Annotated in this window: 20 protein-coding genes; 7 read left to right on the top strand and 13 right to left on the bottom strand. The window is 65.0% G+C overall.

Features of this window, described 5'->3' with window-relative positions; translation table 11 throughout:
• Positions 1 to 8: 8 nt before the first annotated feature.
• From fdhF to nifH, 11 genes are all read right to left on the bottom strand, one after another.
• Positions 9 to 2,846: a formate dehydrogenase subunit alpha gene (gene fdhF / locus V5G24_RS16030; RefSeq protein WP_394081213.1), complete on the bottom strand. Its 2,838-nt coding sequence runs from the start codon at positions 2,844 to 2,846 to the stop codon at positions 9 to 11.
• 10 nt (positions 2,847 to 2,856) lie between these two features.
• Complete coding sequence (locus tag V5G24_RS16025; protein WP_394081215.1) at positions 2,857 to 4,419, bottom strand: formate dehydrogenase beta subunit; 1,563 nt, start codon at positions 4,417 to 4,419, stop codon at positions 2,857 to 2,859.
• A complete protein-coding gene (locus V5G24_RS16020) occupies positions 4,416 to 4,889 on the bottom strand; it encodes a formate dehydrogenase subunit gamma (RefSeq protein WP_394081217.1) in 474 nt (157 codons plus the stop codon). Before V5G24_RS16020 ends, V5G24_RS16025 begins: the two co-directional genes overlap by 4 nt.
• Positions 4,890 to 5,639: 750 nt before the next feature.
• Positions 5,640 to 5,933 carry a ferredoxin family protein gene (locus V5G24_RS16015; protein ID WP_394066023.1) on the bottom strand — a complete coding sequence of 98 codons (294 nt, stop codon included), beginning with the start codon at positions 5,931 to 5,933 and terminating at the stop codon, positions 5,640 to 5,642.
• Between the two features lie 90 nt (positions 5,934 to 6,023).
• The gene (locus tag V5G24_RS16010; protein WP_394041233.1) at positions 6,024 to 7,331 is read right to left on the bottom strand and encodes an FAD-dependent oxidoreductase; all 1,308 of its coding nucleotides are present in this window, start codon (positions 7,329 to 7,331) and stop codon (positions 6,024 to 6,026) included.
• Between the two features lie 14 nt (positions 7,332 to 7,345).
• Positions 7,346 to 8,452, bottom strand: coding sequence for an electron transfer flavoprotein subunit alpha/FixB family protein (locus tag V5G24_RS16005; protein WP_394081219.1), 1,107 nt, complete (start codon positions 8,450 to 8,452; stop codon positions 7,346 to 7,348).
• A 24-nt stretch (positions 8,453 to 8,476) separates the two neighbouring features.
• Entirely contained in the window at positions 8,477 to 9,322 is an 846-nt protein-coding gene (locus tag V5G24_RS16000; RefSeq protein WP_394081221.1) for an electron transfer flavoprotein subunit beta/FixA family protein, read from the bottom strand.
• Positions 9,323 to 9,657: 335 nt separating this feature from the next.
• Positions 9,658 to 10,008, bottom strand: a complete 351-nt coding sequence (nifW, locus tag V5G24_RS15995; RefSeq protein ID WP_394081223.1) for a nitrogenase stabilizing/protective protein NifW — start codon at positions 10,006 to 10,008, stop codon at positions 9,658 to 9,660.
• Positions 10,009 to 10,217: 209 nt separating this feature from the next.
• Entirely contained in the window at positions 10,218 to 10,652 is a 435-nt protein-coding gene (irr, locus tag V5G24_RS15990) for a Fur family transcriptional regulator Irr (RefSeq protein ID WP_394082080.1), read from the bottom strand.
• 83 nt (positions 10,653 to 10,735) lie between these two features.
• A complete protein-coding gene (locus tag V5G24_RS15985; protein WP_394082082.1) occupies positions 10,736 to 11,428 on the bottom strand; it encodes a nitrogen fixation protein NifQ in 693 nt (230 codons plus the stop codon).
• A gap of 199 nt (positions 11,429 to 11,627) precedes the next feature.
• The gene (nifH, locus tag V5G24_RS15980) at positions 11,628 to 12,518 is read right to left on the bottom strand and encodes a nitrogenase iron protein (protein WP_394081225.1); all 891 of its coding nucleotides are present in this window, start codon (positions 12,516 to 12,518) and stop codon (positions 11,628 to 11,630) included.
• 422 nt (positions 12,519 to 12,940) lie between these two features.
• On the opposite strand from nifH, the gene V5G24_RS15975 reads away from it, so the two are divergent.
• The 4 genes from V5G24_RS15975 (at position 12,941) to V5G24_RS15960 (ending at position 16,232) form a co-directional block, all read left to right on the top strand.
• A complete protein-coding gene (locus V5G24_RS15975; protein ID WP_394081227.1) occupies positions 12,941 to 13,375 on the top strand; it encodes a response regulator in 435 nt (144 codons plus the stop codon).
• A 9-nt stretch (positions 13,376 to 13,384) separates the two neighbouring features.
• The gene (locus tag V5G24_RS15970; RefSeq protein ID WP_394081229.1) at positions 13,385 to 13,822 is read left to right on the top strand and encodes an ArsC/Spx/MgsR family protein; all 438 of its coding nucleotides are present in this window, start codon (positions 13,385 to 13,387) and stop codon (positions 13,820 to 13,822) included.
• On the top strand, positions 13,819 to 15,450 hold the full coding sequence (locus tag V5G24_RS15965) for a nitroreductase family protein (RefSeq protein WP_394081231.1): 1,632 nt from the start codon (positions 13,819 to 13,821) through the stop codon (positions 15,448 to 15,450). The genes V5G24_RS15970 and V5G24_RS15965 overlap by 4 nt, the downstream gene beginning before the upstream one ends.
• Before the next feature lie 68 nt (positions 15,451 to 15,518).
• Positions 15,519 to 16,232 (top strand): ankyrin repeat domain-containing protein, encoded by a 714-nt coding sequence (locus tag V5G24_RS15960; RefSeq protein WP_394082084.1) that lies wholly within the window; start codon positions 15,519 to 15,521, stop codon positions 16,230 to 16,232.
• Positions 16,233 to 16,292: 60 nt separating this feature from the next.
• Here V5G24_RS15960 and grxD read toward each other — a convergent pair whose 3' ends face one another.
• Positions 16,293 to 16,628 (bottom strand): Grx4 family monothiol glutaredoxin, encoded by a 336-nt coding sequence (gene grxD / locus V5G24_RS15955; RefSeq protein ID WP_394081233.1) that lies wholly within the window; start codon positions 16,626 to 16,628, stop codon positions 16,293 to 16,295.
• 48 nt (positions 16,629 to 16,676) lie between these two features.
• Complete coding sequence (locus tag V5G24_RS15950) at positions 16,677 to 16,910, bottom strand: BolA/IbaG family iron-sulfur metabolism protein (protein WP_348844609.1); 234 nt, start codon at positions 16,908 to 16,910, stop codon at positions 16,677 to 16,679.
• A gap of 285 nt (positions 16,911 to 17,195) precedes the next feature.
• Between V5G24_RS15950 and V5G24_RS15945 the strand changes: the two genes are divergently transcribed.
• The 3 genes from V5G24_RS15945 to V5G24_RS15935 all read left to right on the top strand — a co-directional run bounded on the left by V5G24_RS15945 (position 17,196) and on the right by V5G24_RS15935 (position 19,210).
• Positions 17,196 to 17,675, top strand: a complete 480-nt coding sequence (locus tag V5G24_RS15945) for a hypothetical protein (protein ID WP_394081235.1) — start codon at positions 17,196 to 17,198, stop codon at positions 17,673 to 17,675.
• Between the two features lie 246 nt (positions 17,676 to 17,921).
• Positions 17,922 to 18,293 (top strand): iron-sulfur cluster assembly protein, encoded by a 372-nt coding sequence (locus V5G24_RS15940; RefSeq protein ID WP_394081237.1) that lies wholly within the window; start codon positions 17,922 to 17,924, stop codon positions 18,291 to 18,293.
• A gap of 146 nt (positions 18,294 to 18,439) precedes the next feature.
• Positions 18,440 to 19,210: a dienelactone hydrolase family protein gene (locus tag V5G24_RS15935; RefSeq protein WP_394081239.1), complete on the top strand. Its 771-nt coding sequence runs from the start codon at positions 18,440 to 18,442 to the stop codon at positions 19,208 to 19,210.

Here is a 19,210-nt window from a genome sequence, read left to right as displayed (position 1 = left end):
CCTTCATCTCACTCCGCCGCTTCGGCGATGCGGCGGCTCTGGCGGGAGAGCTCTTCATACTCTTCCTGCCACGCGCTCGGCCCGTTGGAGGGGGCGACCTGCACGGCCGTCACCTTGTATTCCGGGCAATTGGTGGCCCAGTCGGAGAAGTCCGTGGTCACCACGTTCGCCTGCGTCACCGGATGGTGGAAGGTGGTGTAGACCACGCCGGGCTGCATGCGCTCGCTGATCACCGCGCGCAGGGAGGTGCCGCCCGCGCGGCTTTCCAGCTTCACGAAGTCGCCGTCGCGGATGCCGCGGTTCTCTGCGTCGTGCGGGTGGATCTCCAGCACGTCTTCCGGATGCCAGGCGACATTCTCCGTGCGGCGGGTCTGCGCGCCGACATTGTATTGCGACAGGATGCGGCCGGTGGTGAGCAGCAGCGGGAATAGCGGGCCGGTGCGCTCGTCGGTGGGCACGTATTCGGTGAGCACGAACTTGCCCTTGCCGCGCACGAAGCCGCCGATGTGCATGATGGGGGTGCCTTCCGGCGCCTTGTCATTGCACGGCCACTGCACCGAGCCCAACTCGTCCAGCTTCTTATAGCTGACGCCCGTGAAGGTGGGCGTGAGGCGGGCGATCTCGTCCATGATCTCGCCAGGATGGCTGTAGTCCATGGGATAGCCCAGCGCCTCGGACAGCATGACGGTGACTTCCCAGTCGGCATAGCCGTTCTTGGGGGCCATCACCTTGCGGATGCGCTGGATGCGGCGCTCCGCATTGGTGAATGTACCGTCCTTCTCCAGGAACGAGCAGCCGGGCAGGAAGACGTGCGCATAGTTCGCCGTCTCGTTGAGGAACAGGTCCTGCACCACGAGGCATTCCAGAGCGCCGAGGCCGGCCGAGACATGGCGCGTGTCGGGGTCGGACTGAAGAATGTCCTCGCCCTGCACATACATGCCCTTGAAGGTACCATCGACGGCGGCGTCGAACATGTTGGGGATGCGCAGGCCGGGTTCGGCGTCCAGCTTCACGCCCCACAGGCTCTCGAACAGGGCGCGGGTGGCGTCGTCGGAGACGTGGCGATAGCCGGACAGCTCATGGGGGAAGGAGCCCATGTCGCAGGCGCCCTGCACGTTGTTCTGGCCGCGCAGCGGGTTCACGCCCACGCCGTTGCGGCCGACATTGCCGGTCGCCATGGCGAGATTGGCGATCGCCATCACGGTGGTGGAGCCCTGGGAATGCTCGGTCACGCCGAGGCCGTAATAGATCGCCGCATTGCCGCCGGTGGCATAGAGGCGCGCCGCCTTGCGCACGTCCTGCGGGTCGACGCCAGTGTACTTGGCCACCGCCTCGGGGCTGTGGCGCTCATCGGCGACGAAAGCCGCCCATTCCTGGAACTCGTCCCAGTCGCAGCGCTCGCGGATGAAGTTTTCGTCCATCAGCCCTTCGGTGACCACCACATGGGCCAGCGCGGTGACCAAGGCGACGTTCGTGCCCGGGCGCAGCGGCAGATGATAGTCCGCCTCCACATGCGGGGTGCGGACGAGGTCGATCTTGCGCGGGTCGGCGATGATCAGCTTGGCACCCTCGCGCAAGCGCTTCTTCATGCGCGAGCCGAACACCGGGTGGCCGTCGGTCGGGTTGGCGCCGATCACCAGGATCACGTCGGTCTCTTCGATGGAATCGAAGTCCTGCGTGCCGGCGGAGGTGCCGTAGGTCTGGGAGAGGCCATAGCCCGTGGGCGAGTGGCAGACGCGGGCGCAGGTGTCGACATTGTTGTTGCCGAAAGCGCCGCGGATCAGCTTCTGGACCAGATAGGTCTCTTCATTGGTGCAGCGCGAGGAGGTGATGCCGCCCACCGAGCGGCGGCCGTACTTCTCCTGGATGCGCTTGAACTCGGAGGCGGTGTAGGCGATCGCCTCCTCATAGCTGACTTCCTTCCACGGCTCGTGGATGGAGGACCGGATCATGGGCTTAAGGATGCGTTCCTTGTGGGTCGCATAGCCATAAGCGAAACGGCCCTTCACGCAGGAATGGCCGCGGTTCGCCTTGCCGTCCTTATAGGGCACCATGCGCACCAGCTCGTCGCCGCGCATCTCCGCCTTGAAGGTGCAGCCGACACCGCAATAGGCGCAGGTCGTCACCAGCGAATGCTCGGGGGTGCCGATGTCGTACATGGCTTTTTCGTTCAGCGTCGCGGTGGGGCAGGCCTGCACGCAGGCGCCGCACGACACGCACTCGGACGAAAGGAAGGTCTCGTTCATGCCCGGCGACACGCGCGAACCGAAGCCGCGGCCGGAAATCGTCAGCGCGAACGTACCCTGCACTTCCTCGCAGGCGCGCACGCAGCGGTTGCAGACGATGCACTTCGACTGTTCGTAGGTGAAATAGGGGTTGGACTCGTCCTTGCCTAGCTTGGTGTGGTTCTCGCCCTCATAGCCGTAGCGCACGTCGCGCAGGCCGACCACGCCGGCCATGTCCTGCAGCTCGCAATCGCCATTGGCGGAGCAGGTCAGGCAGTCCAGCGGATGGTCGGAGATATAGAGCTCCATCACGCCCTTGCGGATCTGCTTCAGCCGCTCGGTCTGGGTCTTCACCACGATGCCTTCCGCCACCGGCGTGGTGCAGGAAGCGGGGGTGCCGTTGCGGCCCTCGATCTCCACCAGGCAGAGCCGGCAGGAGCCGAAGGCGTCCAGCATGTCGGTGGCGCAGAGCTTGGGGATCTGGTTCCCGATCTCCATCGCGGCGCGCATGATGGAGGTGCCTTCCGGCACTTCCACCTTCATGCCGTCGATGACGAGCGAAACCAGCTTCTCGGACTTGGACCGGGGCGTGCCGTAGTCGATTTCATGCACGAGGGACATTGAGTTCCTCCTATTCCGCAGCCGCGGGCAATTTCGGCGACACGCCGAAATCTTCCGGGAAATGGGTGAGCGCGCTGATCACGGGATAGGGCGTGAACCCGCCGAGGGCGCAGAGCGAGCCGAGCTTCATCGTGTGGCAAAGGTCGGTCAGAATGGCGAGATTGGCGTCGCGCCGGTCGCCCTTGATGATCTTGTCGAGGGTCTCCACGCCGCGCGTCGAGCCGATGCGGCAGGGCGTGCACTTGCCGCAGCTCTCGTGCGAGCAGAATTCCATGGCGAACTTCGCCATGTGGGCCATGTCCACCGTGTCGTCGAACACCACGATGCCGCCATGGCCGATCAATGCATCCTTGGCCGCGAAGGCTTCATAGTCGAACGGCGTGTCGAACTGCGACACCGGCATATAGGCGCCGAGCGGGCCGCCCGCCTGCACCGCGCGCACCGGACGTCCCGAGGCCGTGCCGCCGCCGATGTCGTTCACCAATTCGCCGAGCGAGATGCCGAACGCGGTCTCGAAGATGCCGCCGAACTTGATGTTGCCCGCGAGCTGGATCGGCATCGTGCCGCGCGAGCGGCCCATTCCGAAGTCGCGATAGAACTGGCCGCCCTTGTCCAGGATCACCGGGACGGTGGCGAGCGAGATCAGATTGTTGATGACGGTGGGCTTGCCGAACAGGCCCTTGTGGGCCGGCAGCGGCGGCTTGGCACGCACCACGCCGCGCTTGCCTTCCAGGCTGTCCAGCAGCGCAGTTTCCTCGCCGCACACATAGGCACCGGCGCCCATGCGCATTTCCATGTCGAAATCATATCCCGATCCGGCGACATTCTTGCCGAGCAGCCCGTTGGCGCGGGCGATGGCGATGGCCTTCTCCATCACCACCAGCGACAGCGGATATTCCGAACGGCAATAGACGAAGCCCTTCGTGGCGCCCACGGCGAGGCCGGCGATGGTCATGCCCTCGATCAGGCAGAAGGGGTCGGCTTCCATGATCAGGCGGTCGGCGAAGGTGCCGCTGTCGCCCTCGTCCGCATTACAGACGATATAGCGCTGGTCGGCCGGGGCCGCGGCGACCGTGCGCCATTTGATGCCGGTGGGGAAGCCGGCACCGCCGCGCCCGCGCAGGCCGGAGAGGAAGACTTCCTCCACCGTCGCGGACGGCCCGATCTCCGCCGCCCGAGCCAAGCCGCGATAGCCGCCGTGGGCCTTGTAATCCTCCAGCGAGAGCGGATCGATGATGCCGCAGCGGGCGAAGGTGAGGCGGGTCTGCTTCTTGAGATAGGGAATCTCTTCCACCAGCCCCAAATTGAGCGGGTGGGCGGCGCCCTCGAGCAGGCCGGCATCCAGCAAGGCTTCCACCTCGGACGGCTTCACCGGGCCATAGCCGACGCGGCCGGCGGGGGTCTCCACCTCCAGCAGGGGCTCCAGCCAGAACAGGCCGCGCGAGCCGTTGCGCACGATCTCCACCGAGAGGCCGCGCGCCGCGAAGGCGTCCTGCAGCTTACGGGCGATGCGGTCGGCGCCGCAGGCGATTGCGGTGGCGTCGTTGGGGACGAAAATGCGGGGGCTGCTCATCGGTCGGTCTCCGCGACCAGTTCGTCAATGGTTTCGCGGTCGAGGCGGCCCACAAGGCGGCCGTCGATCACGGCCGAGGGCGCGCAGGCGCACAGGCCGAGGCAATAGATCGGCTCCAGCGTCACGCGGCCGTCGGGCGAGGTTTCGCCCATGGCGACACCGAGGCGTTCCTGGGCATATTCGGCGAGCTTGTCCGAGCCCATGGACTGGCAGGCTTCCGCCGCGCAGAGCTTGATCACATGGCGGCCCGGCGGCTCACGGCGAAAATCATGATAGAAGGTGACGACGCCGTGCACTTCGGCGCGCGAGAGGTTCAGGCTTTCCGCGATCATCGGAACGACGGGCTCGGGCACGAAGCCGAACGTCTCCTGAATGGCATGCAGGATGGGCATGGCGGCGCCGTCCATATGCCGGTGCGAGGAGATGATCTCGGACGCGCGTTCCGCGCTCCACGATTCGTAGCCGACCATCGGCAAATACCCTTCCCTGGTCCGCTGGAGGCGGTTTCCTTGTTACGATTCCAGAAAGAATGGCACGTTGTCGCGGCATATCAAGCGAGCTGTGGGATGTTGCGATAGAACATCTCTATCGTCGGCGCCCTGTGAAAACCGGCGGGATGTTGCAAACGCTCAATTATGACTCGCGCTTCCGTCCGCAGAGCCGGTTTGTTTTTGGTATATTGATTGCAGTTCTCTATCTTAAGCCAGTGACGCGCCGCCGGCTGGGGGCGGGTGTGGTGCGATGCAGCATGACAGGAATGACCTGTGCGGCGCCGGCGAGATGCCCGCAATTGGCGCGTCTCCCCGTTTCCTGACATCCGAGGAACGGCCTAACGAACTGAATTTGCATTATTTTATTTGGACGATGCGGATTGGTGCGGCAGCAAAGGCCTCTTCCGCGCCTGGCGACCGCGGGCGTATGTCCGGGATTTGCACGAGGCCAGGCAAACGCGGCCTGAGTTCAAGCCGGCACTGAATGTCTGGCTGTCTCGGGGCAACGGACGTCCCGCCAGCCGACCGGCGCCAATCTCAACTGCGGCGCGCTCGGCAACGTCACGATCAAGATCACCCATTTCGGCTGATCTTGTCGCCGACACAAGCGGCGCCGAAACCCGCTGACCCGACTGCAACCAAAGCCGTCGGAGCAACGGTCCATGTCCTTCCGCGCCGGCCGCGTGCAGGTGCGGCCGGTTAAATGCCTGCGCGACGGGCCAAGGCGCTTCAGCCGAACTTGAACAGAACCCCGTAGCCACCGCGCGGATAGCTCCATTCGATATCGCCGGTGGGCTCGGCGATGACGCGGCAGGTGCCGCATTCCACGCAACCGTCCACGGTCACTTCCACTTGGCCGCTTTCGGTGAGGTCATAGCAGCGCGCCGGGCAGGCCTTCAGCAGGGCCAGCAGCGGCGCCGGCGGCACGGTATGGGGACGCACCTTGATATGGGCGCGGCCAGCATCCACCAGATAGCGATTGTAGAACAGCTTGTCTTCGACGCGGACGGACGGATCGCTCATCGTTCCAACTCCGAGGTTTGAGGGTGTCGGTGCGGTTTGAGGCCGGGCATGGGGCGCGGGCCAGAATGCCCCCGCCCCGTGCCGCAATCTTCAGCGCCAGGCGCGGGCGAAGCGGAACGCGTCGCCGAACAGGCCGGCCCAGGAGCGGGCCGCCACGAACGAGCGCAGCGTCATCTTTTCCTTCTCGATCTTCGGCGTGCCATCGACGCGCACGAAGTTCTGCATCGCTTTCGAGACGAGCTGGGGATAGGTGAGGAAGAAGTTCTGCGACTGGACATGCATCAGCGCCGGCATGTCCTTGTACTTTTTCAGATCCTTGATGACGAAGGAATCATCCAGAAGCGTCTTGTAGAGCGCGAGGTTCTTCGCCGTCATGGGCTCGCGTCGCGACTTGATCTGGAAGATCGCTTCCGCCGCGATGCGGCCCGAGGTCATGGCGAGGTTCGAGCCTTCGCGATGGATGGCGTTGTTGAGCTGGGCCGCATCGCCCACCACCACCCAGCCGTCGCCATAGAGCTTCGGAATCGCCTTGTATCCGCCCTCGGGAATGAGATGGGCGGAATATTCCTTCACTTCCGACCCCTCGATCAGCGGTGCCACCGAGGGATGGCTCTTGAAGCGCTCCAGAAGGCCGTAGGGCGTCTCGCCGGATTTCTGGAAATCCGCCACCAGGCATCCGATGCCCAGCGAGACGCATTCCTTGTTGGCATAGATGAAGCCCATGCCCGTCATGCCGCGGGAAATCGTGCCGACGGCCTCGATCACCGTGCCTTCGTCGCCCTTCAGGTTGAAGCGCGCCTCGATGGTCTCGCGCGGCAGGAAGTGCATTTCCTTCACTGCAAGCGCAACATTGTCGGGCTTGGGACGCTCGCGCAGGCCGGAGCGCGTGCCGAGCAGGCCGTTCACGCCCTCGGCCAGCACCACCACGTCGGCATGGATCTGCCCGCCCTTCCGGTCGGTGCGCACGCCGATCACCTTGCCATAGGCATCCTGGACCAGCTCCGTCACCGTGGTCTCACACAGCACGACGGCGCCGGCCTCCTTCACCTTGGAGGAGAACCATTTGTCGAACTGGGCGCGGATGATGGTGTAGCGGTTCGGCTTTTCCTCGTTGAACTCGTCCGACTTGTAGTGAAGGCCGGTGTGCGAGCGGTCGTCCATCATCCAGAAGCGCTGTTCCACCAGGTGGCGCTCCAGCGGTGCTTCCTCGCGGAATTCCGGGATCAGCTTCTCCAGCATATCCGCATAGAGAATGGCGCCCTGTACATTCTTGGAGCCGGAATATTCCCCGCGCTCCAGTTGCAGCACCTTCAATCCACGCTGGGCGAGGGTGAGGGCGGCGGCATTGCCCGCCATGCCCGCGCCAACGACGATCGCGTCAAATTTTTCCTCGATCATGGCACGCTCCTCCTTCAGCTTGCGATCCGGTCGCGCGAATGGGGCGACAGGCGGGCACGAAAGGCCTCGGTCAGCGCCGGCAGGAGCCGGATCGCGTCGGTGACGATGCCCACATGGGCGAATTGGAAGATCGGCGCGTTGGGGTCGGTGTTAATGGCGACGATCATGTCCGCACCCTCCACGCCGACGCGATGCTGGATCGCGCCGGAAATCCCGGCGGCGATATAGAGCTTCGGCCGGATGGTCTTGCCGGTCTGGCCGATCTGCCGGTCGGAGGTAACCCAACCCTTCTGCACCAGCGGGCGCGAGCAGCCATATTCCGCCCCGAGCACACCGGCGAGCTGGCGCACCAGCTGGAAATTCTCCGGCGAGCCCAGGCCGAGCCCGCCCGCCACCACCACGTCCGCATAGGCGAGGTTGGATTTCGCGGAATCGCGGTCCGGCATGAAGGCGAGGACCTTGGTGACGATGTCGTCCTCGATCATGCCCAGGGGGTGGGAAATGATGCGGCCCGCCATCTTCTCCACGCGCTCCGGCATGGACATGACGCGCGGGCGGATCGTCGCCATCTGCGGGCGATAATTGAGGGTATAGATGGTGCACAGCAGCGAGCCGCCGAACGTCGGCCGGGTCGCGGCGAGCGAGCCGTCGGTGTCCACGTCCAAGTCGGTGCAGTCGGCGGTGAGGCCGGTGAGCAGCGTGGTCGCCACCGAGCCGGCGAGGTCGCGGCCGAGCGTGGTCGCGCCCAGCAGCAGAATTTCCGGCTTATAGGTGTTCACCACATCGGTGAGCGCCTTGGTATAGGCCTCGTTGCGATAATCGGCGAGGAGGTCGTCCGCCACCACATAGGCGAGGTCGGCGCCGTAGCAGAAGGATTCCGCGGCGGCGTTGCGGGTGGCCTCGCCCTCGGGACCGATCACCACCGCCGCCAGCTCGACCTTGAGCTTATCGGCGAGAATGCGGCCCGCGCCCAGCAATTCCCAGGAGACCGGATGGACGACGCCGCGCTCCTGCTCGATGAACACCCACACATGCTTATAGGCCTTGAAGTGCTCGGGGAGCTCCTTCTTGGTTGCCGCGCGGCCTGCGGCCGGGGCGGGCGCTTTGGTTGGTTCGCTCATCGCCTTGGTTCCCTCGTCCTTCGCTCAATAGCCGCGCGCCAAGGTCGCAAGCTCGGCTTCGAGCTTGGGCTGACGCTTGAAGATGTCCTCGATCAGGGCTTCCGCGGGCGGGCGGCTGGATACGTCCACCATCGCCACCTTTTCCGCGCGCGGCGGGGGGGCGAACACGCGCTTCACGATGGTCGGCGAGCCGCGCAGGCCACACTTGGTGATGTCTTCCACGCCGGCATCCTGCGCGCTCCATTTCACGATGGTGGCGCGGGCCGCCCGCAGGGCGTCTTCCATGCCGCCGCGCCGGATTTCGTTGGTCGCTTCCAGCATGGTGATGAGGCACGGCAGCCGGGTCTTCAGCACCTGCACGCCGCCTTCCGAGCGCCGCTCGGCCTCGATCGTGCGGGCGTCCAGATCCAGCGTATTGATCTTCGCCACATAGGTGAGTTGCAACAGCCCGAGCCGCTTGGCGATGCCGGGGCCGACCTGGGCGGTGTCGCCGTCGATGGTCTGCTTGCCGGTGAAGATCAGGTCGGGCGCGGCGAAGGTTTCGCCGATCTTGCGCACGGCGGTCGCTAGCGCATAGGTGGTGGCGAGCGTATCGGCGCCGGCGAAGAAGCGGTCGGTCAGCAGCACGGCGCGGTCCGCGCCGAAGGTGAGCGCCTTGCGCAGGCTGTCTTCCGCCGAGGGCGGGCCCATGGTGAGGACGGTCACCTCGCCGCCGAACTGATCGCGCAGGGCGAGCGCCGCTTCGAGCGCGAACAGATCGTAGGGATTGATGATGGTCGGCACGCCCTGACGCATGATCGTGTTCGTCACGGGGTGGACGCGGATCTGCGCCGAGTCGGGGACCTGCTTGATGCAGACGACGATGTGCATTCGGTTGCTCCGAGCATGTCTGACAGCTCGAAGAAGACAAACGCAAGTGTCGTACCAAGTGGGAAAAGAAATAAATTGTCGATCGAATTCAGATGGTTGCTGGTCGGGATGTGTGCGCGGCCCGGCGCCGATCCCTCCGCGCTGACAAAAGCAGGCCGAACGCGTCGGGAATGCGACAGCCCGGCGGCGAGACCGGACGACAAGTGTGGGATCGCCAATTTGACCCGATGCGCCGGAGCGGCCTTGGTGGTCATGGATATGCAAACGGCCGCCCCATCCCTTATGCGGAGGAGGTGGCCGGCCGATACTCGTGGAAACGGTATTGGAGGATTCGATTACTTGAGCACGTTCAGCTGAACCATGGCCTTCGGCTTGGCCGGCGCGACCGCATCCTTCAGCACCTTGAACACCCGCTGATCGATGGGGGAGGAGGAGACGAAGTCCGCATAGGCCTGTTCGAGCACCGCCTTGCAGCGCTCCGTCACGGCCTCCTCGCCCAGGCCGGAGAAATCCTCGCTGACGAGATATTGCCCCATGCGGCGCAGAATGTGCAGGCGCGCCACATTGACCACCAGCGGATCATATTCGACCCCGAGCAGCGTGAAGAAATCTTCGGCGGAAGACGCCTTGTTCAATTGTTCGAGCACGCGCGGCGCATTGCTCGCCGATCCTGCGGAACTGCTCATCGCTGTCTCCTTCGCACGTGTTGAGCCATCGCGGCGCGGTGGCGGCGCCCCGCCGGGGCGCTCGGTGCCGGGGTTGAAAAGGCAACCGGCGTGCCATTCGGCCAGGGTCGCGCAAGTCCATGATTTTTAGAAGTTTTCAAAACGTCGTGCGATGTCGGGCTTGCGACAATGCCGACCCGTCCGGCCGTGTCGGCCGAACACGGCCGCGCTCACAACCGGCGGCGTAGCCGCACCACCACATCGATACCGGACACTTCAAATCCTTCCGGAATCTCCGGCAGCCGGTCGATCACCACGCTGTCCGCGGGGATGTCGCACAGCATGTTCTCGTCCTCGATATAGAAATGGTGATGCTGGCTCGGGTTGGTATCGTAGAAGGCGGTGGCGCCGTCGATGCCGATCCGGCGCAGCAGGCCGGCTTCGGTGAAATGGTTCAGCGTGTTGTAGACGGTGGCGAGAGACATGGGCACGCGGGCCTTCTGTGTCTCTTCGTGCAGGATGCCGGCGGTGATGTGCCGGTGGCCCTTGGAGAACAGCAGGCGGCCGAGCACGATCCGCTGGCGGGTGGGCCGCAGGCCGGCGCGACGCAGCATGCCGCCGCAATCGACCCAGTTCCGATCTTCCTGCTTGCTCCGCCGCCACATCAACCGGAGTTCCAGGTCCAGGTCGGCGTCAGCGGGTTCAAAGGACTGGTGAGCGTGCATGTCTTCCATCGGGCGCACCATGATCAGGAGGGTTGTGGGGAGGCGAGATCGCCTTCGGATGCGGCCCCGAGGGCCAGCGTGCGGCGCCGGTCGGCCATCCGGCTTTCGCCGCTCTCGTCGCCGAAGCAGAGGGCGAAATCATTGCATTGGGTGCAGACCGGGGTGGAACACATCACGAAGCCGTCGTCTTCGCACAGCATGCGATAGAACAGTCGCTTCCAGCGCATGTTGTTGGTGTTGCGCGCGGCGAGCGGGGCGAAATGACGGGCGATGAGGCGGGAGAGTTCGGCGCGCTCGCGCAGCCCGAGGTCTTCCCAAAGATGGTTCGGCTCCATGGCCCGGCGGGCGATCATGGCGGCAAGCCAGCGGCCAGTGTCTCCGTGCGAGGAGCATTTGGCGCGCAGGAGGTCGCGCACCATGGCAACCTCCTCCTCGACGGGCGTTGCGGCCTGCGCGATCCAGGTCGCGGTTTGCGCGCGCGCCAGCGGAAACCATTGGTCGATGAGTTCGGAGAGCTCACACGGCGTAAGGCCCACCCGTTCCGCGACCGGCGTGCCCTCCATTGCGGCCACCGCCAGGATCGACGCCAACACGTGCCGGTCGAAGGCGATGTCCTCGTCGGCCACGACCGTGTCGGGGGTAACACCGGTGAGCACACGGTACGCCGCGATTCCGGGATGTTCGGCCTGATCGCGCGCCCTCCCAAGCTGCGACAGGGGCCGCAGGAAGCTGAGGGCCGGGTCGATCCTATCCTCTCGTGTCGCGGTCAGGGTCACGTTGCGCTCCAAAGGCCGTCGTGCAGCCCGCCTGTGGTTGTCTCCGGCCCGGTTGCGGCGATTGTTTTCGCCGGCTCATGATATTTAGGGGAGATGCCGGCCCGTGGGCCGGCATCGTATTCGCTAAGACGTTCTGGCCTCAGGCGGACATCGCGGCCAGTTCGGCGGCAGTCTTGCCGACGACGGTCTCGTCGACGGCCTTCATGATGCCGTGCTCCATGAGCATGTCTTCCAACTCGTCCATGGTGATCGGGGTCGGGATGATGCCCTTGCCGCCGTTCGCATGGATCTTGGTCGCCAGCGAGCGGTAATGGCCCGCCTGCACCGACTCCGGAGCGTATTCGAGCACGGTCATGCGGCGCAGCTCGGCGTGCTGCACGATGTTGTCGCGCGGCACGAAGTAGATCAGGTGGGTGCCGAGCTTCTTCGCCATGGCTTCCGCCAGTTCCAGCTCCTTGTCGGTCTGGCGCTCGTTGCAGACGAGCCCGCCCAACCGCACGCCGCCGGAATTGGCGTATTTGAGAATGCCCTTGGAGATGTTGTTGGCCGCATACATGGCCATCATCTCGCCGGACATGACGATGTAGATTTCCTGGGCCTTGTTCTCGCGGATGGGCATGGCGAAACCGCCGCACACCACGTCGCCGAGCACGTCGTAGGACACATAGTCGATGTCCTCGTAGGCGCCGTTTTCTTCCAGGAAGTTGATGGAGGTGATGACGCCGCGGCCGGCGCAGCCGACGCCGGGCTCGGGACCGCCGGACTCGACGCAACGGATGTCGCGGTAGCCGACCTTCATCACTTCTTCGAGTTCCAGATCCTCGACGCTGCCGGCGGCGGCCGCGAGGCTGAGGATGGTGTCCTGCGCCTTGGCGTGCAGGATCAGACGCGTGGAATCCGCCTTGGGATCGCAACCGACGATGAGGATGCGATGTCCCATCTCGGCCAAGGCCGCCAGCGTATTCTGGGAGGTGGTCGACTTGCCGATACCCCCCTTACCGTAAAATGCGATTTGTCGTAGTGACGACATGATTGGTTTCCTTCGAACCGATTGCCAATGACCACCACGCGCAGGGCGTGAATGTTCCTCGCTCACAAACAGGCTCGCCGGTTACGGGAAGGAGCGCATCGCTCGTCGTCGCGTCTGCGTGCACTCAGCCCTCACTCGCCGTGCAGGATTTCTTCAGCAAACCGCGTGCCAGATTGCGATATTCAGTAATTCGCTGATTTATAAACGAAAAATCTCGCGTTTTGCTTGTCGGTCGCTGTGTCTTGAATCGGACAGCGGGCGCTGCGCTGTCACAAACGAAACAAGCGGGCAGGGGCGGCGCCGGTCCGCAAAACCTGTGCGAACCCTCGCCAATACTTGCGTTTCGCGCGCGGAACGGAACTTGCTTCGAGCGCTATGGAGCGCGGACGGGCAGAGTACCGCGACACGCCAGCGAGGGTGACATGCAGATTGGTGTCGAAACATCAAAGGCCGTGGATCAGCGGCGCGTGTTTGTTGTCGATCAGGATGAAATCACGCGCGCCGCCCTGCAATTCATGCTGCACGATGAAATCGAGACGCATGAACTCGCCACTCCCGAAGAAGCTTATGAGAAAGGCGTCGGCTGGCTGAAGCCAGACGTGGTGCTGCTCGGCGTTTCCTTTCTCAGCGAGCGCGGCACGAAGCTCGTGGACGATCTCAATGCCAAATTTCCCGGGGTGCGCATTCTCATCGTCTGCGAAAAGGCGCAGGAAGCCACGGCGGTGGACGGCATCAAGGCCGGCGCCCATGGCGCGCTGGTCAAGCCGCTGACGCTGGAGGCTGTGCGCAAGAAGGTGGACACGATCCTCGGGCGGGGCGGGGCGCAGCCGATCGTACAGCTCGGCTTCATGCGATAGGGGGCGGTCTTGACCGCGATCGTGTTCTTTCAAAAGCCGGGCTGCGGCACCAATGCGCGCCAGATCGCGATGCTGGAGCGCGCGGGCTATCGCGTGGACGCGCGCAACCTGTTGAGCGAGCCCTGGACGCCCGAGCGCCTGCTCGGCTTCTTCGGCGATACGCCGGTCACGAACTGGTTCAACCCCGCGGCGCCGCGGGTGAAGTCCGGCGAGATCTTGCCGGAACGGCTGGATGCGGTATCCGCGCTGGCGCTGATGATCGCCGATCCGCTGCTGATCCGCCGGCCGCTGGTGGAGCGCGGCACCGCGCGCTGCGCGGGGTTCGATCGCGAGCCCGTCACCTCCTGGCTGCGCGATGGGGATGCGCTGAAGGCCGTCCAGGGCTGCACCCGGCCGGAGGCGCCAGGGGGGTGTCCGGCGCCGGAACCGCCGGCTGCCGAGGCATGAATATCGCCGCCCCGGAGGCCCTGAGCGCCGTCGATACGGTCCTCGCCTATCATGCGCGGACCAAGCACACCCTGGCGCGTTATGCGCCGGGGCCGGAAACATTGGATTGGGATGCCCAGCCGGATCCGTTTCGCGTGTTCGCAGGCGCCCCGCGCGTGGCTCTGCCGCTCGCCGCGCACAAGCTGGAAACGCGCTTCGCCCAGATCCACGATGGCCCGCCGCGCCCCGCCATCCTGAACGCGGACGGCCTCGCGCTGCTGCTGGAATTGTCGTTCGGGCTCGCGGCCTGGAAGGAGTTGGGGCCGGATCGCTGGGCGTTGCGCTGCAATCCCTCCAGCGGCAATCTTCACCCGACCGAGGTCTATGCGCTCACCGCCCAAGTGGCGGGCCTTGCCGACGGGGTTCATCATTATGTCAGCCGCGATCATGTGCTGGAGCAGCGTTGCCGGGCGCCGACGCGGCCCGGCGATGCGCCGCGTCTGTGGATCGGCCTCAGTTCCGTCCATTGGCGCGAGGCGTGGAAATATGGTGAGCGCGCCTTCCGCTATTGTCAGCTCGACATCGGCCACGCCCTCGGCGCGCTGCGCTATGCGGCGGGCGCGCTCGGCTGGAGCGCCCGCGTCGTGGAAGGCTGCGATGCCGCGACATTGGCGGCGCTGATGGGGCTCGACCGTCCAGCGGATTTCTCCGGCGTGGAACAGGAAGACGCGGACGTGCTCGTGGCCATCGAGCCGGGCACGATGCCGCGTCTTGATGCCGAAGACCTCATCCCCCGCGACCTTGCGGAGGGTGAATGGACGGGCCGCGCGAGCCTGCTGGACCCGCACCCGCTGTATCGCTGGCCGATCATCGCCGAAGTGAGCCGGGCGACGCGGACGACGGCGGCTCCATTCGCACCCGCGGCTTTGCCCCCGCTTCCCGCCCTGGCTGGCAGCGGCGAAGGGCGGGCGGCCGAGATCCTGATCGGACGGCGCAGCGCCCAGCGCTTCGACAGCCGGTTTGAAATGCCGCGCGCCGCCTTTTTCAGGATGCTGGACGCACTGCTGCCCCGCGCCGCCGCGCCGTGGGATATCTGGGAACGTATGCCGGGCCTGCACCCCGTCCTGTTCGTCCATCGGGTTGAGGGGTTGGCGCCGGGCCTCTATGCCCTTCCGCGCTGCGAGACCGCCGGCTCGGTGCTGCGGGCGGCATTGCGGGCCGATTTCGCATGGGAGCCGGTGGAAGGCGCGCCCGCGCACCTACCTCTCGTGCGTCTGGTGCAGACCGATTGCCGGGGCGTCGCGCGCACCCTCAGCTGTCACCAGGCCATCGCCAGCGACAGCTGTTTTGCCATGAGCATGCTGGTACAATTCGAAGCGCCGATCCGGGCCGATCCCGCGCGGTATCGCCAGCTGCATTGGGAAGCCGGCCTACTGGGCCATGTGCTTTATCTGGAAGCGGAGGCCGCGGGGCTGCGCGGCACCGGCATAGGCTGCTTTTTCGACGACGCCCTGCACGAGCTGCTGGGCCTCGCGTCGCTGGAATTCCAGACCCTTTACCATTTCACCGTCGGGCGCCCGCTCAGCGACGACCGGATCTCCACCTTGCCCGCCTATGAAGGCCGGCCGATGCTTTCCGCACGAGGATAGATATGCGACAGCGCGTTCCGTTCCGCCGCATCGGCATCGAAGAGGCCGAGGCCCTGCTGGGTGGCAATCTGCTGATCCTGGACACGCGCGATCCGACGTCCTTTGGGGAGGCCCGGATCGATGGCGCGGTGCGGGTTTCGTTTTCCGATCTCGGCCCGACGCTCGCCGGCACACCGAAAGATCAGCCGATCCTGATTTATTGCTATCACGGCAATGCCAGTCAGGAATATGCGCAGGCCTTCTCCGATTTCGGCTTCTCGCAGATCTATAGCCTCGACGGCGGGTTCGAGGCGTGGCGGCGGCGTCCGGCCGGCGCACCAGCGCTTCCGGCCGTGCTGGACGCATGGCTCCAGGCGCAAGGATTTGCGCCCGGCGCGGTGGAAGGCGCCATCGCCAATGGCACGACTCCCCTTATGAAAGCGGCCCACACGGGTGCACTGGCCATGGCGGGGGCGCTGATCGCAGCGGGGGCGCGGCTCAATGCCCGCAATGCCGACGGCAACACCGCCCTCTGGCTCGCCTGCGTCGGTCGGCACTTCGACATGATCGACCTGCTGGTGGAGGGCGGGATCGATCTCGACACCGCCAACGACAATGGCGCCACCGCGCTGATGTATGCCTCGTCCGCCGGGCTCGCCGATGTGGTGGCGCGCCTGCTGGAGCGCGGGGCGGATATCCGCCCCGAGACCCTGGACGGCTTCACGGCGCTGGATCTTGCGGGAAATGTCGAATGCCTCACCCTGCTGCGCCGGGTGAGCCGGAGGCAGGCTGTGGTGGCATGAGTCTTTGGAACGGTTTGCGCCCCGCCGCGTGGACGCGGCGGGGCGCAAACCCGTATGCCCTCAGAGCGCGGCGACGGCCACGCCCTTTTCGGTCAGAACCGTGGAAAGTTCGCCGGCCTGGAACATTTCGCGGACGATGTCGCAGCCGCCGATGAACTCGCCCTTGACGTAGAGCTGGGGGATCGTCGGCCAGCTGGAGAAGGCCTTGATGCCTTCGCGGATCTCGAAATCCGCCAGCACGTCCACGCTCTCGAACGGCACTTCAAGCCGCGCGAGGATCTGTACCACGGTGGCCGAGAAGCCGCATTGGGGCGCGGCCGGAATGCCCTTCATGAAAAGCACCACATCGTTTGCGGCGACGATGCCGGCGATGCGCTCTGCGGTGGAACTTGCCATCACTTTTCCCCTTCACGATCAGATGAATTGAACCGCCCTGCAGGCGCGTCAGGCGGGCACGATGGTTTCGAGGGCGAGCGCATGCAGCGTTCCGCCCATATGCCCCTGAAGCGCGTCGTAGACCATCTTGTGTTGCTGCACCCGGCTCTTTCCCCGGAAGGTCTCGCTCGTCACGCGGGCGGCGAAATGATCGCCGTCGCCCGCGAGGTCAACGATGATGACCTGCGCTTCGGGAAATGCCTCCTTGATGAGGCGCTCGATGTCGGACCCGACCATTGCCATCGTCGTCGCTCTCCAGATGTCACCGCCTTGCCTCTGCAAGGTTCAAACCACCCGCGCGAAACCTGAGGCGGGCCCAGAAATACTTCGATTTCCGGCCGAGTAGCGAAGCGGCTCTGGCGCGCGGCGGACAGAATGTGTGGGCCATGTCGCATTGCCGACAGGGGCACGCGGCGTCCAAATCAAGGGCCGGCATGGTTCGGCGACGGCCCGGCTCTTGCTTGGAGGGAGGAACCTGTGCGGGCATCGGCTGGGCGATCCGGTCACGTCCGCTTGAGCGAGCCGCCGATGATCGAGCTTTTCCGAGACCCCGACCCCATCAATTTCGGCGACCTGCCGGCGGAGATCAATGCCCTGCTCCAGCAGGGCGTCGCCGCGTATCGGCAGGATCATGCGCGGGCCGATGGCCTGTTCCGCCAGGCTCTTGCGGCGGCGCCCGGCGAATTGCCGATCTATTTCTGCCTCTACAAGATCCACACCTATCAAGGAAACCTGGACGAGGCCCAGGCCGTGGCCGAGATCGGATTGCGCGAGGCGGCGCGGCAGGCGGGATGGGATGCCGACTGGCGCCGATGGCGGCCCCAGCAGAACCTGCCCGAGGGCGCCGGCCGGTTCGCGCTCTATACGCTGAAGGCGCTCGCCTTCATCCATCTGCGGCAGAACCAGCCGGCGCGCGCCGAGGAAATCCTTGCGGCCCTGCGCCAGCTGGACCCGACGGGCGCCGTCGGCTGGACGGTGATTGAGGCGCTGGCGCAGGGCATTGCCTGACGCGGGCATGGCATCGCGCTTGCACGTCCTGTCCCATAGGCCGCCCGGCAGGGGCGGATTGGGACTGAAATTCGTCATGAGCTTGGTGAAAACCTTCGGAACACCCGCGAATACGCTCCGCAAACTGGCGGATCACGGTGCTCTGCTTGTGCCGCGCTGGAGCCGTGTCGGTTCACCGCCATGTCTCATTGCCGCCAAGGTCGCAATTCCAACAGGGCAGCCCGTTGGCGAGAGGGTGGCAGGCAGATGACACAGCTCGAGGATCGCGGCGCATCCCATGCGACGCACGAGGCAGGGTCCACGGCCGGTGTGGACGAAGCATTGATGGAGGCGATCATCGCCGCCATCCGCACCGTGCATGATCCGGAGATTCCCGTGAACGTCTATGATCTCGGGCTCATCTACCGCATTGAACCCATGACGGGCGGCCATGTGGAGATCGACATGACCTTGACTGCCCCGGGCTGCCCGGTGGCCGGCGAATTGCTGAGCTGGGTGGAGAAAGCGGTGGTCGGCGTCGAGGGCATATCCGGGGCCACGATCAAGCTTGTGTTCGATCCGCCCTGGGATAATTCCCGCATGTCGGAAGACGTGCAACTCGAACTGGGGTTGCTTTAGCGCGTCCTCAAAAAACCAAAGAAGTAAGAATTGAAAATTCCGGGCGCGAGCCTGGCACCTTCTCCGCCGTCCGAATGACCGAGGCTGGGCGGATCAAGCACGCAATGCCCCTCGTCAGTCATCGACGGGCAAGAATTGAGGATGCCATGATCGAGCTTGTTGCTTCCGACGGACATGCCTTTTCGGCGTACCGGGCCGACCCTGTGGAAGAACCCAAGGGGGCTGTCGTCATTCTCCATGAATTGTTCGGCGTCAATCCGCACATCCAAAAGATCGCCGACGCCTTCGCGGCCAAAGGCTATGTGGCCATCGCGCCGTCGCTGTTCGACCGTGTCCAGGCCGGCGTGGCGCTGAGCTATGACGAGGAGGGCTTTTCCGCCGGACTCGCGGTGCTGGAGCGATTGGACGATGCGAAGGCGCTCGCCGATATCCAAGCCAGCGTCGATGCCGTGAAGGAGGCCGGGAAGGTCGCCATCATCGGCTATTCCTGCGGAGGCAACATCGCCTATGCGGCCGCGAACGCGGTTTCGGGTATCGCCTGCGTGGTCTCCTATTACGGCCCCGGCATTGTCGAAACCCAGGGCGAGAAGCGCAAGGTGCCGACCTTGCTGCATTTCGCCGAGAATGATCCGCTGATCCCGATCGAGCAGGTGGAGCAGTTCCGCGCCTCCCATCCCAATGTCAGCGCCTTCACCTATCCCGGCGCGACCCACGGCTTCAATTGCGATGAGCGGGGCAGCTATCACGCCGCCTCGGCCGGGCAGGCTCTGGAGCGGACCTTGTTCTGGATTTCGCAGTTCGTCGAAGGTCAGGCGCCGATCGCGCTGAAGAATTCGGGCAATTATGCGCAGGCCAAGGTGGAAAAGAAAAAGACCAAGAAGAGCGCTGACGACGATCTCGGCCCGCCCCTGGATTGA

It is taken from the genome of Roseixanthobacter finlandensis, assembly GCF_043195105.2.
Classification (GTDB): domain Bacteria; phylum Pseudomonadota; class Alphaproteobacteria; order Rhizobiales; family Xanthobacteraceae; genus NCEH01.
The sequence above is the reverse complement of the archived record's forward strand: the minus strand, read 5'-3'. Positions and strand labels throughout refer to the sequence as shown.